This window comes from Amycolatopsis eburnea (genome assembly GCF_003937945.1).
GTDB classification, from domain to species: domain Bacteria; phylum Actinomycetota; class Actinomycetes; order Mycobacteriales; family Pseudonocardiaceae; genus Amycolatopsis; species Amycolatopsis eburnea.
This window is the reverse complement of sequence record NZ_RSEC01000048.1, coordinates 259,483-275,694: the sequence shown is the minus strand read 5'-3', so window position 1 is coordinate 275,694 and position 16,212 is coordinate 259,483. Positions and strand designations below refer to the sequence as shown.

The following is a 16,212-nucleotide window of genomic DNA, read 5'->3' as shown; positions in this document are numbered from 1 at the left end:
TTCGACCCTAGCCTTCGTGGCGTACAAAGGGTGCAGAGGTGATGCCCGATGACGGTGGTGCGGCGGGAAAAGCGTCGCCGGTGGGCGGTCGTCGCGGCCGTGGCCGCCGTCCTCGTCTCGTTGCCTTCGGTGCTCAGCGCGCTCGCCCCGGCCGGCGCGGCGGCCGATGCCGCGAAACTGCGCGACCTCGTCCTGGGTTCCGCCGGACGGCCGTACCAGGGTTACGCCGAAAGCGCCGGTTCGCTGGCCCTGCCGGAGCTGCCGAACCTCGCCGCCGTCACCGCGCTCTTCTCGATGCGGACGCCGATGCGCGTCTGGTACGCCGGGCCCGACCGCTACCGCGTCGACATCCTCGGCACCGCCGGCGAGCACGACCTCTACCGGCTGCCCGACGGCGAATACACGTGGGACTACGGCGACAACACGCTGACCGAGCTGATCGGCGAACCCGCCGTCCGGCTGCCGCGGGCCGGGGACCTGCTGCCGCCCGAGCTCGCGCGGCGGATCCTCGGCGCGGCCCACGGCGATCCGGTGAGCGCGCTGCCGGGCCGCAACGTCGCGGGCGTCGCCGCGTCCGGGCTGCGGCTCGTCCCCGCCGACCCCGACACGACCATCGGCCAGGTAGACCTGTGGGCGGATCCGGCGACCGGGGTGGCCGTGCGGGTCGAGGTGACCGCGCGCGGGCAGCGGTCGCCGATCCTGGTGACCGAGTTCCAGGAGCTGGCGCAGACCACGCCGGTCGTCGAGGCGCCGCGGCCGGTGCTCGGGTCCGGCTTCACCGTGGCGAGCGCCCCGGACGTCTCGGACACGCTCGGCTCGTTCAACCAGGTGCCGCTGCCGTCGGCGCTGGCCGGGCGGCCGGTGACGTCGTCGGACTTCGGCGGTGTGCAGGGCGCCGCGCTCTACGGGCGCGGGCTGGCGTCCTTCGCGGTGATCGCCGTGCCGCGCGCGGTGGCCAACGCGGCGAGCGACGCCGCCGGGAAGGCGGGCGCGGTGCAGGTCAAGCTGGCCGCCGGGACCGTGGTGCAGCTGTCGATCACGCCGTTGTCGCTCGCGGTCGTCCGCTCGGCCGTCTCCCGCCGCTCCTACCTGCTCGCCGGCACGGTGACGGCCGACGTGCTGAAGTCCGTCGCGGACGAGCTGTCCCGGCTGCGGCGGGGCAGCCGATGATCGTCACGCGCGCGCTCACCAAGGCCTACGGCCGCACCATCGCCGTGAACGCGGTCGACCTCGACGTCCGCGAAGGCGACCGCTACGGCTTCCTCGGCCCGAACGGCTCGGGCAAGACCACCCTGGTCCGGATGCTGCTCGGCCTGGTCTACGCGACCAGCGGCGAGATCGAGGTGCTCGGCGAGCCGGTGCCGAAGCGGGTCGCCGAGGTGCTGCCCGACGTCGGCGCGCTCGTCGAAGGCCCGGCCGCGTACCCGCACCTGTCCGGGCGGCGGAACCTCGCGCTGCTCGACGCCGCCGGGCGCGGCGGTGGCCGGCGCACGCGACGGCGGCGCATCGACGACGCGCTCGATCAGGTCGGGCTGGGCGGGGTCGACCAGCGGCCGGTCAAGGCGTACTCGCTCGGCATGCGGCAGCGGCTCGGGCTGGCCGGCGCGCTGCTGCGCAAGCCCCGGCTGCTGATCCTGGACGAGCCGACGAACGGGCTCGACCCGCAGGGCATCAAGGAGATCCGGGAGCTGCTGACCGCGCTGAACGCCGGTGGCACCACGGTGTTCCTCTCCAGCCACCTGCTGGCCGAGGTGGAGCAGCTGTGCACCCGCGTCGGCGTCGTCGACCGGGGGCGGCTGGTGATCCAGGAGGACCTGGCCGCGTTGCGGGCCGAGACCGGCCGGGTGCTCGTCGGGACGCCGGACCCGGGCGCGGCGGCGGCCGTCCTCGACGGGCAGCTCGAAGCCCGCGAAGGCGACCGGCTGGTCATCCGGCACGCCGACCCGGCCGCGCTGAACGCGCTGCTCGTCGAAGCGGGGGTGCGCGTGACGTCCATCCACGCCGAACAGCGGACCCTGGAACAAGTGGTCCTCGACCTGACGGGTCCGGGCTCGGACCGGTTCGGGGCGGCCGGGTGATCGCCGTCGAACTGCGGAAGCTCGCGCTGCGGCCCCGGGTGTGGGTCAGCGTGCTGCTGCTGTGCCTGCTGCCCGCGGTCGTCGGCGTCTTCCTGGCCACGGCCGACTTCGCGCCGCCGCCCGGGCAGGGCGGGGCGTTCCTGTCGGCGGTGGTGCACGACGGCGCGCTGTACCCGGCCGCGGCGCTCGCGCTGGTGCTGCCGCTGTTCCTGCCGATCGCGGTCGCGGTGGTCGCGGGCGACTCGATCGCGGGCGAGGCGTCCGGCGGCACGCTGCGGTACCTGCTGGTGCGCCCGGTCGGCCGCACCCGGTTGCTGAGCGCGAAGCTGGTCGCCATCGCGGTGTACGTGACCGCGGCGATCGTCATCGTCGTGCTGACGTCGCTGGTGCTCGGGGTGATCCTGTTCGGCACCGGCGGCAACCCGGGCGTCGCCGGGCCGGGCGGGCAGCCGACCGGGGTGACGTCGCTGTCCGGGCAGTCGCTCAGCTCGTCCGGGCTCGGCCTGCGGCTGCTCGGCGCGGTGACCTACATCGTCGTGTCCATGCTGGGGTTCGCCGCGATCACGATGTTCCTGTCGACGGTGAGCGACTCGGCGCTGGGCGCCGCGCTGTGCGGGCTGGCCGTGCTGATCACCAGCTCGGTGCTGGAAACCCTGGACGCGGCCGCGTCGGTGAAGCCGTACCTGCCGACGCACTACTGGCTGTCCTGGATCGACTTCTTCCGTGATCCGGTGCTGTGGCGCAACATCGACCACGGGCTGCTGCTGCAGGCCGGCTACATCGTGGTGTTCTTCGGTGCGGCGTGGGCGAACTTCGCGACGAAGGACGTCACGAGCTGAGGCAGTCCGTCGGCGCTTCGAGCGGCGTGGTGCCCAGGGCCTGCAGGACGATCTCGGTGACGGCGGGGTCGGTGGGCAGGTCGCCGTGCGCGGCCTGGTTGCCCGGGCACACCTGCTGGAGGGCGACGTTGACGGCGCCGTCGACGCGGGCGGACTCCGGCGGGGTCACGGTCTCGTCCTGCTCGGTCCAGAGGGACAGCCACGGCAGCGTCGCCGGGATCGGCTCCTTCGCGAGCTCCTGCAGGAGGGCGCTGCCCGGCGCCAGCTGGACGCACGCGGTGGGGCAGCCGCCCGGCACGAGCGCGCCGCCCGCCGCGGCGAGGCCGGTGCCGTGCATCGGCGCGCCGAGCGTGACGACCCGGCGGGCCTGGTGGCCGCCGCCCTCGCGGCTGACCCACAGCCGGGCCACGACGCCGCCGGCGGAGTAGCCGACGACGTCGACCGAAGGCGCTCCTTGCGCGTACGCGCGTTCGACGGCTTCGGCCAGGACGGCGGCTTGTTCGACCAGGTCGCCAGTGCCGTCGCCGGCCAGGGTGAGGACTTCGGTGCTGCGGCCGGTCGCCTGGCGGATCCGCGCGGCGAGTTCGTCGAGCGCGCCCTGTCCGCCGCCGTAGCCGGGGACGAGGAGCACCGGGCCGGGCTTGTTCTGGTCCGGTGTCCCGGCCTCCGGCGCCGCTTTCGTGCCGGAGGCGGCGATGGCGGTCGCGGCGACGGCGGCCACCACGACGACGGCGACGCTGGTCAGCATCAGACGTCGCCGCGGGCTGATGCCGCGCCACCAGGCCGTGATCCGCACAGCTCCATGATGCCCGGCTCAGCCGGCGCCGTAGCAGACGTAACTCGTGGCGGCGGGGGAGTCCGGCAGCTCCGCCTGGGCGCGGGCCAGGGCCTCGGCGGGGGCCAGGCCGGCCGCCAGGTGGCGGTGGTGGCGGAGCATCAGGGCGCGGCCGGCGTCGTCGGGGATCGGGAGGACCGTCGCCACCAGGCTCGTCGTGCCGAGCGCGAGCAGTGCCGAGGCCAGGCCCAGCAGTTCGTCGCCCGCGTGGATCGCCGAGCGGCCCGAGTCGCAGCCGGACAGCACGACCTGGCGCGGCGGGCGGGCCAGCCGTTCGAGGTCGTACACCGTGAGCGGCCCGTCGGCCAGGCGCAGCGACGAGAACAGCGGGTTGTCCGTGCGGAACCGGCCGTGCGCCGCGATGTGGCCGAGCGCGGCGCCGTCGAGCGCGGCGAGGACCGGCTCGGCCCGCGCGGTGCGGCCGGTGAAGCGGCGGGCGCCCGGGTAGCGGCGGGCCAGCGCGGCCACCTCGGCGGCGGCGTGCGGCAGCCCGGGACCCGCCACGACGATGTGGTCGCCGCCCGCGGCGCGGGGCGCGGTCGCCGCGCGGTGCCACAGCGCCGCGGACGGGGCCAGCGACACCGGGCGGCCGCGGCAGCCGGGCAGCACCGGCCACGGCAGCTCGTGCAGCCGTCCGGTCGGCACGACGACCAGCGGGCCGTCGCCGAGCGCGAGCGGGGCGAGCAGCAGGTCGTCGAGCCGGCGGGCGGTCCGCTCGACGAGGTCGCCCGGCAAGCCGAGGCCGAACGCCGCCCGCCGCAGCGCGAACCGCAGTTCGGCCAGGCGTTCTTCGGCTTCGGCCGCCGGGCCCAGCGCGTACCGCCGCAGCCGGCCGCCGGTGACGGCGAGCGCGGTCAGCCGCCCGTCCAGCTCGACGTACTCCACGAGCGTCGCCGGGCCGAGCGCGTCGGCGAGCTCCGCGCGGGACGGGACCCGCGTGTCCGAAGTGGACACTCCGGTGGCGTGCCGGGCGCGGTCGCGCACCGCCTTTTCGAGTTCGGCCTGACGGCGCAGCAACGTTCGCGCGTCGCCGGTGCCGGTGGCGAGGTCGACGGCGAGCTGGCGCACCGCGGCGAGGTCCGCGGCCAGGCCTTCGTCGTCCGGCGGCCGGGCGGGCCGCAGCCGCAGCGCGCCCGCGCGCCGCCACTCCGCCCAGCGCAGCACGGCCTCCGGGTGGCCCGCCTCCGCGGCGAGCCGCAGCCCGAGCCCGGTCAGCTCGCTCGCGTGCCCGGACGCGTGCGCGCGCAGCTCGCTCGCCCCGAGCCCGGCGCGGAACCGGTCGACCGCCCGGACTCCGGCGCGCAACGCGGCGTCCGCGCCCCGGCGATCGCCGTGCACCAGGCGCAGCAACGCCGTCGCGTGCCAGGCACGGGCGCGCATTTCGGCCGGGCCGCTCCGCCCGGCACGGCCGACGAACGACAGTTCCGCCTTCGCGATCTCCGTGCGGCCCAGCTCGAGGGCGAGCGTCGCGACGATCAGCCGCGCGTCCAGCGCCGGGACCACCCAGCCCGCCTCGGTCAGCGCCGCCGCCGTCCGCTGTCCCGAGCGGAGCATCGCCGCGGTCCGCAGGCCGCTGTCGCGGCGGGCCCGCAGCGCGAGGTAACCGCCGAGCGCGGCCCAGCCGGGCCGGTCCTGCCGCACCGCCGACCGCCGCGCCAGCGAGGCTTCGCGCAACGCCGTTTCGGGATCGCCGTCCAGCAGCGCGACTTTCGCCAGCAGCAGCCGCGCCTGCACGAGGTCGACGGCGTTGCGCCGCCGCCCGTAGTCCGCGACAGCCGCCGTAGCCGCTTCGCGTGCTTCGGCGATCAAGCGCACCGAGAGCAGGACTTCGGCGCGTTCGATCGGCAGGAGCCCGGGGTCGGTGCCCGCTTCGCGGTAGCGTGCGGCGGCTTCGTCGTAGGCGGCCAGCGCGGCCGGGACGTCGCCGCGCACGGTGGCGGCCAGCCCGCGGTTCTGCCACACCATCGCCGTCCGCCCGAGGTGGCCGGTCGCGGCGAACCCGCGTTCGGCGTGGCGCAGGTCGTCTTCGGCGCCCCGCCAGTCGCCGAGGCGGGCCAGCACGATGCTGCGGTTGGTGCGGATCGTCGCCTCGATCAGGTCGTCGCCGCCTGCGGCCCGGAGCGTCTCAAGGGCGTCGGCGAACCCCGCCGCGGCGTCCCCGAACCGGGTGATTTCGGTGAGCACGACGGCCCGCTGCATGCGCAGCCGCGCCGCCGCCTGCCCGGTCAGCTCGGGCATCGCGCGGTCGAGTTCGCGCAGGGCTTCGGCGGTGCGCCCGGTCAGCGTCAGGACGTAGCCGAGCACCCCGCGCGTCTGCGCGGCCCGCTCCCGCAGCCCGGCCCCGTCGGCCAGCCGGAGCGCGGCGCGCAGCCGCGTTTCGGCGTCCGTCAGGCGTCCCATGGACACCCCGGCGAGCCCGAGCGCGTGCTCGGCCACGGCGGCGGCCTCGGTCGTCCCGTCCGCTTCGGCGAGCGCGGCTTCGGCGAGCGCCCGCGCCTTGGCCGGCGCGGTGAAGGCGAGGTCCGCGGCGGCGACCGCCTTGGCGAGCGCGTCGCTCATCGCCGCTTGTGCCGGGCCCGGCGGGTGTGTATCAGGTGGAGGGGCCCGCGGATCGAGTTGCCGACCCGTTCACCCGTGATCGAGGGGGACACATGACGCGATACCGCCATCGAGCAGGCGAGCTGCTGGTCCATGCGGACGATTGTGCCGCGCTCGGGCCCGCGCTGGCAGGGTTCGGTTACCACCCGGCCGGGGCCTCCGGCGCGGTGCACCGGTTCACCGGTACGCGGCCGGTGCCGGAAGTGCTGGCCGCGCTGGGAAGCCGTGGGGCGAGCCCGAACCACCTGTTCGGTCCGGACCGGATCATCTGGGGTGAACTGCGCCCGAAGCCCACGAACAAGACGCTGGACCCGGTGCTCGCGCCGGACGTCCCGCCGCTGGTGGGGATGATCGACACCGGCGTCGTGCTGCACGAGGGCCGTCCGCACCCCTTCCTCGGCAACCGGGTGGTGTTCGACCCGGAGGACACCGTCCGGGTGGTGCGCGGGGAAGACGGGAACCCGGTCGGTTCCGCCGCGCACGGGTCGTTCGTCGCCGGGGTGCTGCTGAAGCAGGTGCCGCCCGAGGTCCGCGTCCGCGTGAAGGGGGTGATCGACGAGCAGAGCGGCGAACTCGAGGACCTCGCGGTCGCCAACGCCATCGACGAGCTGCGCGAGGAGGGCATCACGCTGATCAACCTCTCCTTCTCGGGCGCGACCTGGGAGGGCGAACCGCCGAAGGCGATCGAAGCGGCGTTGAGCAGGCTGCCCGCGGACTCGATCGTGGTCGCCTCCGCCGGGAACCGGGCGAGCAGGCAGCGGGTCTACCCGGCCGGGATCAAGTTCGCGCCCGCCGTACCCGGCAGCGCCGATCCCAGCCACGTCCAGGTGATCGCGGTCGGCTCGGCCGACGCGTCGCAGGACTCGGACAAGCCGCGCGTCACGGACTTCAGCAACTACGGGCCCTGGGTCTCGGCCTACGCGGACGGCGTGGACGTGCTCGGCCCGTACTTCCGGCCGGGCTACCCCACCGAGCCCGCCGGGTACAACGGGTTCGCGGTCTGGAGCGGGACGTCCTTCTCCGCCGCCATCGTGACCGGGCAGATCGCGGCGGTCATGACCAAGGGCGCGTCCGCGTTCGAGGCGGCCGGCGCGGTGCTGCACCCGGAGGGCGTCGAGGACCCGGTCACGGTGCGCGTCCAGGACCTGAACGGGGAGGCTCCCGTCCCGTACGTGGCGGGCGTGCGGGAACCGGGCGCCTAGAGACCGGCCCAGCCGGTGGTGACCGCCGTGCCGTCCGCGGCGGTCACCTTCACCCGGGTCGCTCCCCGCGGGAGCCCCGCCGCCGTGAACCAGCCTTCCGCGCCGATCGGGCGGACGTGCCGCTCGCCGGCCACCTCGACCACCGCGTCGCCCGTCGCGCCGGTGATCAGGCCGCGCAGGGAAACGCGGCCGTCCGCGTACTCCACCTGCAGCTCCACCGACACCCGCGCCGACTCGAACGACAGCAGCCGGACGTCTTCGCCGTCCGCGCGCACGGCGGCGGCGTCCGCGAGGTCCGAATCGAAGGCCAGCTCCGCCAGCTCGGCGTCGAGGTCGTGGGTGGACAGGGCCGCGCGGGCCTGGCGCAGCACCAGTTCCGGCACCGGGTCGGCTTCGGCCGCGGCCGCGCGCAGGACGTCCATGAGCTCGTCGTCGGTCATGCCCGGTCCTCCGTTCCGAGCCCGGCCGCGCCCGCTCGCTCGCGCAGGCGGCCCAGGCACCGCTGCCGCGTCGGGCCGATGCTGCCGATGGGCATGTCGAGGGCGGCCGACACCGCCGCGTACGACGGCGGGGGAGTGGCCATCAGCGCGCGCAGCAGCCGGCGGCAGTGCTCCGGCAGCGCGGCCAGCGCGCGCCAGAGCGTGGCGTCGCGTTCGTTCAGCAGCAGCGCCGCGTCGACCGCCTCGCCCGGCGCCGGTTCGCTCTGCCAGACGTGGTCGTCGGCCGGGCGTTCCCGCTCGACGCGGCGGAGCTGGCGCAGGCACTCGTGCCGGGTGGTGGTGCCCAGCCAGCCGGGCAGCCGCTCGGGATCCTTGATCCGGCCCAGGTTCTCGACCAGCTTCAGCCACACCGTCTGGACGACGTCGGCGGCGTCGGCTTCGGAAAGCCGGTAGGCGCGCGCGATCGACCAGAGCAGGCTCGCGTACCGCTCGACGAGCGCCTCCCAGGCGGCCTGGTCGCCGCGCGCGGCCGCCGAGAGCAGGGTCGTCGTGTCCACTTCGCCTCCCCTTGACCCGGTGAGCCTAGCCAAGAGCGGCCCTTCGGAGCGGTACGCCATCGGGGGACTCCTTCGTGTCTTTCCCCCCGTTCCTCCGATCCGGTGGGAGCGCGGGAAATACCTGAACCCCGATCGTGCGGGTGGTGGTGTTCGTGGTGCTCGTGTGGGGAACGGCGGCGTGCGGGCAGCCGGTGACCGGCCGGGCGGTCCCCGTCCCGGCGGGGGCGGGGGTGCCGGGCCGGGATCAGACCTTCTCGGACACCCGCTGGGTCGCCGGCGACGGCTGAGCCCGGTGCTGGGCGGCCACGACGGCGGCGAGCACGACCGCCGCGCCGAGCAGCTGCCACGGGGTCAGGCGCTGGCCGAGGACGAGCCAGCCGAGCAGGGTCGCGACGACCGGGCTCAGCAGGCCGAGGAACGTCACGTGCGTGGCCGGCATCGCGCGGATCCCGCGGAACCACAGTGCGTAGGCGAACGCGGCGCCGATCAGCGACAGGTAGGCGTAGCCCGCGATGTTCGCGCCGGACAGCGACGACGGCGGCGCGCCTTCGACGGCCAGCGCGACCGGCACGAGCACCAGCCCGCCCGCGACGAGCTGCCAGCCGGTCGTGGCCAGCAGGGGCGCGGGGGACGTCCAGCGCTTGCTGAGCACGACGCCGGTGGCCATCACGACCGCGCCGCCCGCCGCCGCGGCGACGCCGATCGCGTCGAGGCGGGCGTCGGACTGCAGCACCAGGAGGCTGACGCCGACGACCCCGGCGATGCCCGCGAGCACCGTCCGCGGCGTCGGGCGTTCGCCGAGCAGGCCGGTCGACAGGCCCGCGACGATCAGCGGCTGCAGCGCGCCGAGGGTGGCGGCGACCCCGCCGGGTAGGCGGTAGGCGGCGACGAACAGCAGCGCGAGGAACGCGCCGATGTTGAGCGTGCCGAGCACGAGCGCGCGCCACCACCAGTCGCCCTTCGGGAGACGGCGGGTGAGCGCGACGAGCAGCAGCCCGGCGGGCAGGGCCCGGACGACCGCGGCGAGCAGCGGGCGGTCCGGCGGCAGGAACTCGGTCGTGACGAGGTAGGTCGAGCCCCAGATCGCGGGCGCCAGCGCGGTGACGAGGAGCTGTTTGTTTAGCACTAAGGTAGTTTACCTCAGCGCTAAGGTAAATGGCCACTACTCACTTAGCGCTAAGGAATCGGCTACGCTGAGCCGATGGCCGACCACGTGGACCGGGTGCTGGAGCAGTGGCACGCGGAGCGTCCCGACCTCGACGTCTCCCCGATGGCGGTGATCGGCCGGCTCTCGCGGCTGAGCGCGCTGGTCGACGCGGAGCTGCGCCGCACGTTCGCCCGCCACGGGATCGACCGCGCGACCTTCGACGTCCTCGCGACCCTGCGCCGCAGCGGCCCGCCCTACCGGCTGACCCCGACCGAGCTGATGCGCTCGGCGATGGTGACGTCCGGCGCGATCACCCAGCGCCTCGACAAGATGGAGGCGCGCGGGCTGGTCGAGCGCACGCCGAACGAGTCGGACGGCCGGGGCGTCCGGGTGGCGCTCACCGAGGCGGGGAGCGAGCTGATCGACCGCGCGCTGCCGGAGCACGTCGAGAACGAGCACCGGATCCTGAGCGCGTTGAACCCCGGCGAGCGCGACGAACTCGCCGCGACGCTGCGCACGCTCCTGGAAAGCCTGGGCGGGTCCTAGGAGATCTGGCGGACGGGTTCGCCGTCGAGCAGGTAGTCCAGGTCGATGCGGCCGCCCGCCGCCGCGAGGATCGCGTCGATCGCCAGGTCCACGTCCAGCTTGCGGCCGTGCTGGTCGGCGTAGGCACGCATCAGGTTGCCGATGTGGCGTTCCGGGTTCCGCCACGACGGCCAGCGCAGCGACGCCTGCCGCGCCAGCTTCGTGAAGTCGGTCTGGCGCTCGGTCACCTCCAGCAGCCACTCGAGGTAGACGCGCATCGCGTGGAACGCCGTGTGCCCCGGGTTGGCCACCGGGCCGTGGCCCGGCACCAGGGTGCGCGGGCGGAACGTGTCCTGGAGCCAGTCGAGCGCGTCGAGCCAGCCCGGGATCGAGCCGTGGACCGCCACCGGGGTGTCGCCGATGACGACGAGGTCGCCGGTGAACAGCGTGCCCGAGCGGGGCTCGTGCACCACCAGGTCGCCCGCGGTGTGCGCGACACCGGGCACGGCGACCACGTCGGCCGCCGCGTCGCCGAGGTCGAGCCGCCGCCAGCCGGTGACCGGGTGGACCGCGTCCGGCTCGGGCGGTTCGAGGACGCCCCAGCGCGTGTACGTGAAGACGTTGCCGTACGTCTGCGGCCCGGCCTTGACCACGTCGAGGGCGGCCGGCGCGGCCAGCGCCGTCCCGCCGTCGCGCAGGGCGACGCCGAGGCCGTTGTGGTGCTCGCCGTGCGCGTGCGTGATGACGACCGTGAGCTCCCGGTCGCCGGCGTACTTCCGCACGTCACGCACCAGTTCCAGGGTCGCCTGCTCGGTGCCGCAGGTGTCGATCAGCACGACGCCGTCGCTGCCCTGGATCCACCCGCTGTTCGCGACGAACCACTCGGCGGGGCTCTTCACGTAGGCCACCACGCCCGGCTTCGCGTGCCGGAGCGGGACGATGTTCGATCTGACGGCCGGCATGCCTTCCCCTCCCTCATGCAGACGATGCGTTAACGACGGCGGCCTGGCCAGGTTGCGCCCGATCTCCGAAATGGCCGAGCCGTGACCTTTTTCGATCGGCCGCCCGGTCGAATAATTTTCAGGTTCGTGCTCTTGACAGTCGATCACGACCGTCCATACTGGTATATACCTTTATGGGAGGGTCCGGGGTAACACGAGGGGGGCTTCGCGCTCGTGGGCCGACGGAAGGTCTGAGGGGTCCTTCCGTCGGCCGCGCGAAGACCGGTCACCGGCAGTTGACACAGATACTGGTACGAACCAGTATGACTCCTGCCGTCCGGGAGGAGAAACATGGCGGGGGCACACGTCCGGATCGACAACCGGCTGATCCACGGGCAGGTCACCGTCGCCTGGACCCGCCGGCTCGGCGTGCGCCGCCTGCTGGTCTGCAACGACGACGTCGCCGCCGACGAGCTGCAGCAGGTGCTGCTGCCGCAGGCCGCCCGCGGGCTGCCCACCGCCGTGCTGTCGGTGGCCGCGGCGCTCACCGTCCCGCTCGACGGGGATGTCATGATCATCGCGAAGGATCCCGAGGACGCCTTCCGCCTCGTCGAGGGCGGGCTGCGGCCCGGGGTCGTCAACGTCGGCAACGTCGCGCCCCGCCCGGGCACCGCGTACACCATGGTCACCCGCTCGATCGCGGTCACCCCGGACGAAGCGGGCGGCTACCGCAAGCTCGCCGCCGGGGTACCGCTGGTCACGCAGCTGATGCCGCAGGACAAGCCCGCCGAATTCGTCCCACTGCTCGACCGGAAAGGGCTCTAGCCCCGCATGCTCGTCGCGCTGGCCCTGACCGTCTGGGCGATCTACTGCACCTACGACGGGCTCGGCCCGTTCCTCATCTACGCCCAGCGCCCGCTGATCGCCGGCTCGGTGGCCGGGCTGATCACCGGCAACCCGCTGCTCGGCCTGCTGATCGGCGCGACGCTGGAGCTCGCCGCCCTCGGCGTCTACACCTACGGCGGCGCGACCATCCCGGACTACCAGACCGGCGCGATCGTCGGCACCGCGCTGGCCGCGGGCGCCGCCGGCGGGACGTCCGCGCAGGTCGCCGTCGGGATCGGCGTCGGGCTGCCGGCCGCGATCCTGCTCTCGGCACTGGACCCGGTCGGCAAGATGGTGACCACCGCGCTGGTGCACCGGGCCGACGCGTACGCCGCCGACGGCAACGCCCGCGGCCTGGCCACGATCCACTGGGTCAGCCTGGTCCCGTGGGTCGCGGTGCGCGCGATCCCGACGTTCCTCGCCGCGCTCGCCGCGTCCGGCGGCCTGGTCAAGGACATCACCGCGAGCATCCCGGCCGGGTTCGTGCAGGGCATGACGCTCGCCGGGTCGCTGTTGCCGGCGGTCGGCTTCGCGCTGCTGCTCGGCATGATGGAACTGTCGCGGTACTGGTACCTGCTGCTGATCGGCTTCGTCGGGTACGCCTACCTGAAGCTGCCGGTGCTGGGGATCGCGCTGGTCGGCGTCGCGGTCGCGATGCTGTTCGTGACGCTCAAGCGCGACGAACCGGCCATCGCCGTGCCCGAGGCCGAGCCCGCCGGGGAGGCCACCGCCGACCCCCGGCTGACCAAGCAGGACCTGCGCCGGGTGTTCCGCCGCTACTTCTGGTCGAGCCAGATCTCCTGGAACTACGAGCGGATGCAGGCGCTCGGCTTCGCGTACTCGATGGAACCGGTGCTGCGCCGGCTGTACCCCGACAAGGCCGACTACGCCGCCGGCCTGCAGCGGCACCTGCAGTTCTTCAACACCTCGGTGCTCATCGGCGGCCCGCTGATCCTCGGCTCCAGCGTCGCACTCGAAGAGGCCGGGACGCCGAAGTCGGCGGCGAGCACCAAGGTCGCGCTGATGGGGCCGCTGGCCGGCATCGGCGACACCGTCGTCTTCGCGCTGTACAACAGCATCGTCTTCACCATGGGCGCGTCGTGGGCACTGCAGGGCAACTGGCTCGGCCCCGCGTTCGCCGCCGTCATGGTGCTCGTGCCGTACGCGCTGGTGCGGCGCTGGCAGTTCGGGTTCGCCTACCGCGAGGGGAAGCGGCTGGCCGGGCACCTCGCCGCGGGCGCGCTGGCGCGCGTCGCGCAGGGGGCGACCGTGCTCGGGTTCGTCGTGCTCGGCGGGTTCATCCCGTCGATCGTCAAGGTCGTCACCACGCTGACCTACCGGCAGACCACCACGGTCCAGGGGCAGGCGGTGACCCAGTCGGTGGCGATCCAGGACCGGCTCGACGAGCTGCTGCCGTTCCTGCTGCCGGTGCTGGTCACGGCCGGGGTGTACCTGCTGACGGCCAAGGCCCGGCTGCGGCCGGTCTGGGTCATCGGCATCGTCGTCGTCGCCGGGGTCGTCCTGGGGTGGCTCGGCTGGTTCGCGCCGTCGGCCCCGGCGAAGAGTTAGGGGGAACCGCCATGTCCGTCCCGATCATCCTGGCCGGTCACGGCCGGCTGCCCTCCGGCGTCGGCGAGGCCGCCGAAATGATCCTCGGCCCGCAGTCGCGGCTGAAGGTCTGCGAGCTGAGCCCGCGCGACAGCCCGGAGGAGTTCGGCGCCCGCGTGCTCGCGCTGGCCGGCGACGCCGAGGGCGTGCTCGTGCTCGCCGACCTGCACGGCGGCTCGCCCTTCAACGCCGTCCGCAAGCTCGCGGCCGGGCACCCGCGCCTGCAGCTCGTGTCGGGGCTGAACCTGCCGATGCTGCTGGAGGTCCTGCTGCACACCACCGGCGACGTCGCCGAGCTCGCCGGCGTGGCCCGCGCCGCCGGCCGCGACGGCGTGGTCGACGTCCTGGAATCGACCTGGTGACCGCCGCCCTCCTGCTCGCCGCGCAAGACGTCCGGATCACCCCGGAACCCGGGCACCCGCTCGGCGGCTACCTGGCCCGGCACGGCGTCGCGACCGGCACGCACGACGAGCTCGAAGCGTCGCTGATCTGGCTGTCCACCGAGGACGACCCGGGCGTGGTCTGGCTGGCGCTGGACGCGCTCGCGGTCGACGCCGGCCTCACCCGGACACTGGCCGACGCGGTCGGCGCGGCGGTGGGTGTCGACCCGGGACGCGTGCTCGTCTGCGCGTCGCACACGCATTCCGGGCCCGAGGGCTGGACCGGCCCGCTGCACCCCGGCCTGCCGGGCGAGCGCGACGCCGGGCTGGTCGGCCGGATGGCGGAGAAGGTCACCGGGGCCGCGCTGCGGCTGCGCGCCTGCCGCTCCCGGGTCCGGGCGCGCTGGCACGCGGGCTCGACCGAAGCCGTCGGCGGCAACCGCTACCGGCCGGACGGCCCGCACGACACGTCGTTCGGGGTGCTGGAGCTGAGCCGCGACGACGGCACCCCGGCGGCGCTGCTGTTCGACTACGCCAGCCACCCGACCGTCCTCGGCCCGGACAACCTGGCCTGGTCGGCGGACTGGCCGGGCGCGACCCGAAGAGAGCTGGCGACGCTGACCGGCCGGCCGGTTTCGGCGTTCCTGCAGGGCGCGGCGGGCGACGCCAGCTCCCGCTTCGTCCGCCGCGGCCGCGACCACGCCGAGGTCCGTACCCTGGGCGGCCACCTGGCGACGTCGATCGCCCGCACGCTGGCGGCGGCGTCGGCGATCGGCGCGAGCGGCCCGGTCCGGCTGACGCGCTCCTCGCTGCACCTGCCCTACCGCGACGTGCCATCGATCGAGGACAGCCTGGAGCTGCGCGAATCGGCGGAGGTCGAGTGGCAGCACGAGCTGGCCCGCCACGGCGAGGACCACCCGGCGGTCCGGATCGCGCAAACGCGGTACGAGGGCTGCGCGATGCTCGCCGCGATGGCGGCCGCCGACCGCCCGACGGGGTGCGCCGAGGTCCCGGTCAGCGTCGTCTCACTGGGGGACATCGCGTGGCTGCACACGCCGTTCGAGCTGTTCGCGTCGCTGGGGCTGCGGATCCGGCGGGGGAGCCCGTTCCGGCACACGCGGGTGATCGGCTACACCGACGGTTATCTGGGGTACCTGCCCGACGCCGAGGGGCACCGGGACGGGATCTACGAGTCGTACGTGACGTTGTTCGGGCCGGACGCCGCCGATGTGCTGGTGGAGCACTGCCTGAAGGTGCTGCGGGCGCACCAGCTGAGCCCCGCTTAGGCCCGGCCTCAAACGCCCCAATGTGGCGTTGGTTGCGTCCAACGCACCGAACGCCACATTGGGTGCGTTGGACGCACCGAACGCCACATTGGGGTACTTCGGGCGCGCCGGGTCAGCCGGCCGGGCTGCGCCGCGCCTGCGTGAAGACCGTGTAGCGGTCCGCGCGGTACAGCGAGCGGCCCGCTTCGATGACGCCGCCGCTCTGGTCGTGCAGCGTGCCTTCGATGATCAGGCACGGCTGGGTCGCCTCGATGCCGAGCAGGGCCGCGTCGCCGGGGCTCGGGAGTACCGCCGAGATCGCCGTGTCGTTCCACTCCGCGCGGACGTCCCAGCGCTCCTCGATCGTGCGGTGCAGGGATTCGGTTTCCCAGTCGAACAGGTCGATGCCCGGGAACCGGTCGACCGACAGGTTGGTGCGCTCGACGGCGAACGGCTCGTCTTCGACGTAGCGGAGCCGCTCGAGCCGGAACACCCGCGCGCCCGGGGGGACGTTGAGGCGGCCGGCGATGCGCTGGTTGGCGCTCTCCACCTCGGCGTGCAGCACCTTCGTCCTGGGGACGACGCCGCGGGCCTTCATGTCCTCGGTGAACGAGGTCAGCATGTCGATGTGCGCCGCCTGGCGTTCCGCGGTGAAGGTCGCGGTGCCGTGCTGGCGGTACAGGACACCGTCCGCGACCAGGCGGTTGATCTCCTGCCGGACCGTGCCGCGGGCGACGTGGAAGTGCTCGGCGAGGAACCGCTCCGACGGCATCAGCCGGCCGGGGCCCGCCTCCGTCGCGACGGTTTCGAGGATTTCGCGGAGCTGGTCGCCCTTCGGCCGCCCCGGCTGCAGCGCGTCCGGGAGGCGCAGATCGCTCGCGGGGACGTGTTTCGGACGGGGCATGCCCTCAG

16 protein-coding genes are annotated in these 16,212 nt (G+C 74.3%); 9 read left to right on the top strand and 7 right to left on the bottom strand.

Annotation, left to right across the window (positions count from 1 at the left end; genetic code table 11):
• The first annotated feature begins 48 nt into the window (after positions 1 to 48).
• From EIY87_RS22725 to EIY87_RS22715, 3 genes are read left to right on the top strand one after another with little or no spacing between them, the layout of a single operon-like run.
• Positions 49 to 1,170 (top strand): hypothetical protein, encoded by a 1,122-nt coding sequence (locus EIY87_RS22725; protein WP_125311462.1) that lies wholly within the window; start codon positions 49 to 51, stop codon positions 1,168 to 1,170.
• Positions 1,167 to 2,078, top strand: coding sequence for an ABC transporter ATP-binding protein (locus EIY87_RS22720; protein WP_125311460.1), 912 nt, complete (start codon positions 1,167 to 1,169; stop codon positions 2,076 to 2,078). Before EIY87_RS22725 ends, EIY87_RS22720 begins: the two co-directional genes overlap by 4 nt.
• Entirely contained in the window at positions 2,075 to 2,917 is an 843-nt protein-coding gene (locus EIY87_RS22715) for an ABC transporter permease (RefSeq protein ID WP_125311458.1), read from the top strand. Before EIY87_RS22720 ends, EIY87_RS22715 begins: the two co-directional genes overlap by 4 nt.
• Here EIY87_RS22715 and EIY87_RS22710 read toward each other — a convergent pair.
• Both EIY87_RS22710 and EIY87_RS22705 read right to left on the bottom strand, forming a co-directional pair.
• Positions 2,907 to 3,713, bottom strand: a complete 807-nt coding sequence (locus EIY87_RS22710) for a lipase family alpha/beta hydrolase (protein ID WP_225439991.1) — start codon at positions 3,711 to 3,713, stop codon at positions 2,907 to 2,909. The two genes, EIY87_RS22715 and EIY87_RS22710, sit on opposite strands and share 11 nt — an antisense overlap.
• An 18-nt stretch (positions 3,714 to 3,731) precedes the next feature.
• Positions 3,732 to 6,311, bottom strand: coding sequence for a CHAT domain-containing protein (locus EIY87_RS22705; RefSeq protein WP_125311456.1), 2,580 nt, complete (start codon positions 6,309 to 6,311; stop codon positions 3,732 to 3,734).
• 92 nt (positions 6,312 to 6,403) lie between these two features.
• Here EIY87_RS22705 and EIY87_RS22700 point away from each other — a divergent pair, with 92 nt between their 5' ends.
• Positions 6,404 to 7,552, top strand: a complete 1,149-nt coding sequence (locus EIY87_RS22700; protein ID WP_125311454.1) for a S8 family peptidase — start codon at positions 6,404 to 6,406, stop codon at positions 7,550 to 7,552.
• On the opposite strand, the gene EIY87_RS22695 is transcribed toward EIY87_RS22700, so the two are convergent.
• The 3 genes from EIY87_RS22695 to EIY87_RS22685 all read right to left on the bottom strand — a co-directional run bounded on the left by EIY87_RS22695 (position 7,549) and on the right by EIY87_RS22685 (position 9,675).
• Positions 7,549 to 7,992 (bottom strand): hypothetical protein, encoded by a 444-nt coding sequence (locus EIY87_RS22695; RefSeq protein ID WP_125311452.1) that lies wholly within the window; start codon positions 7,990 to 7,992, stop codon positions 7,549 to 7,551. The genes EIY87_RS22700 and EIY87_RS22695 overlap by 4 nt on opposite strands.
• On the bottom strand, positions 7,989 to 8,549 hold the full coding sequence (locus EIY87_RS22690) for an RNA polymerase sigma factor (RefSeq protein ID WP_125311450.1): 561 nt from the start codon (positions 8,547 to 8,549) through the stop codon (positions 7,989 to 7,991). Before EIY87_RS22690 ends, EIY87_RS22695 begins: the two co-directional genes overlap by 4 nt.
• A 244-nt stretch (positions 8,550 to 8,793) precedes the next feature.
• Positions 8,794 to 9,675, bottom strand: coding sequence for an EamA family transporter (locus tag EIY87_RS22685; RefSeq protein ID WP_125311448.1), 882 nt, complete (start codon positions 9,673 to 9,675; stop codon positions 8,794 to 8,796).
• Positions 9,676 to 9,750: 75 nt separating this feature from the next.
• Between EIY87_RS22685 and EIY87_RS22680 the strand changes: the two genes are divergently transcribed.
• The gene (locus EIY87_RS22680) at positions 9,751 to 10,242 is read left to right on the top strand and encodes a MarR family winged helix-turn-helix transcriptional regulator (protein WP_125311446.1); all 492 of its coding nucleotides are present in this window, start codon (positions 9,751 to 9,753) and stop codon (positions 10,240 to 10,242) included.
• On the opposite strand, the gene EIY87_RS22675 is transcribed toward EIY87_RS22680, so the two are convergent.
• The gene (locus tag EIY87_RS22675) at positions 10,239 to 11,183 is read right to left on the bottom strand and encodes an MBL fold metallo-hydrolase (protein WP_125311444.1); all 945 of its coding nucleotides are present in this window, start codon (positions 11,181 to 11,183) and stop codon (positions 10,239 to 10,241) included. The genes EIY87_RS22680 and EIY87_RS22675 overlap by 4 nt on opposite strands.
• 330 nt (positions 11,184 to 11,513) lie before the next feature.
• On the opposite strand from EIY87_RS22675, the gene EIY87_RS22670 reads away from it, so the two are divergent.
• The 4 genes from EIY87_RS22670 to EIY87_RS22655 are packed head-to-tail and all read left to right on the top strand — an operon-like array spanning position 11,514 to position 15,321.
• On the top strand, positions 11,514 to 11,987 hold the full coding sequence (locus EIY87_RS22670; RefSeq protein WP_125311442.1) for a PTS system mannose/fructose/N-acetylgalactosamine-transporter subunit IIB: 474 nt from the start codon (positions 11,514 to 11,516) through the stop codon (positions 11,985 to 11,987).
• Between the two features lie 6 nt (positions 11,988 to 11,993).
• On the top strand, positions 11,994 to 13,616 hold the full coding sequence (locus EIY87_RS22665; RefSeq protein ID WP_125311440.1) for a PTS system mannose/fructose/sorbose family transporter subunit IID: 1,623 nt from the start codon (positions 11,994 to 11,996) through the stop codon (positions 13,614 to 13,616).
• 11 nt (positions 13,617 to 13,627) lie between these two features.
• Positions 13,628 to 14,017: a PTS sugar transporter subunit IIA gene (locus tag EIY87_RS22660; RefSeq protein WP_125311438.1), complete on the top strand. Its 390-nt coding sequence runs from the start codon at positions 13,628 to 13,630 to the stop codon at positions 14,015 to 14,017.
• Complete coding sequence (locus EIY87_RS22655; protein ID WP_125311436.1) at positions 14,014 to 15,321, top strand: hypothetical protein; 1,308 nt, start codon at positions 14,014 to 14,016, stop codon at positions 15,319 to 15,321. Before EIY87_RS22660 ends, EIY87_RS22655 begins: the two co-directional genes overlap by 4 nt.
• A gap of 112 nt (positions 15,322 to 15,433) precedes the next feature.
• Here EIY87_RS22655 and EIY87_RS22650 read toward each other — a convergent pair whose 3' ends face one another.
• Complete coding sequence (locus EIY87_RS22650; protein ID WP_125311434.1) at positions 15,434 to 16,204, bottom strand: GntR family transcriptional regulator; 771 nt, start codon at positions 16,202 to 16,204, stop codon at positions 15,434 to 15,436.
• Between the last annotated feature and the right edge of the window lie 8 nt (positions 16,205 to 16,212).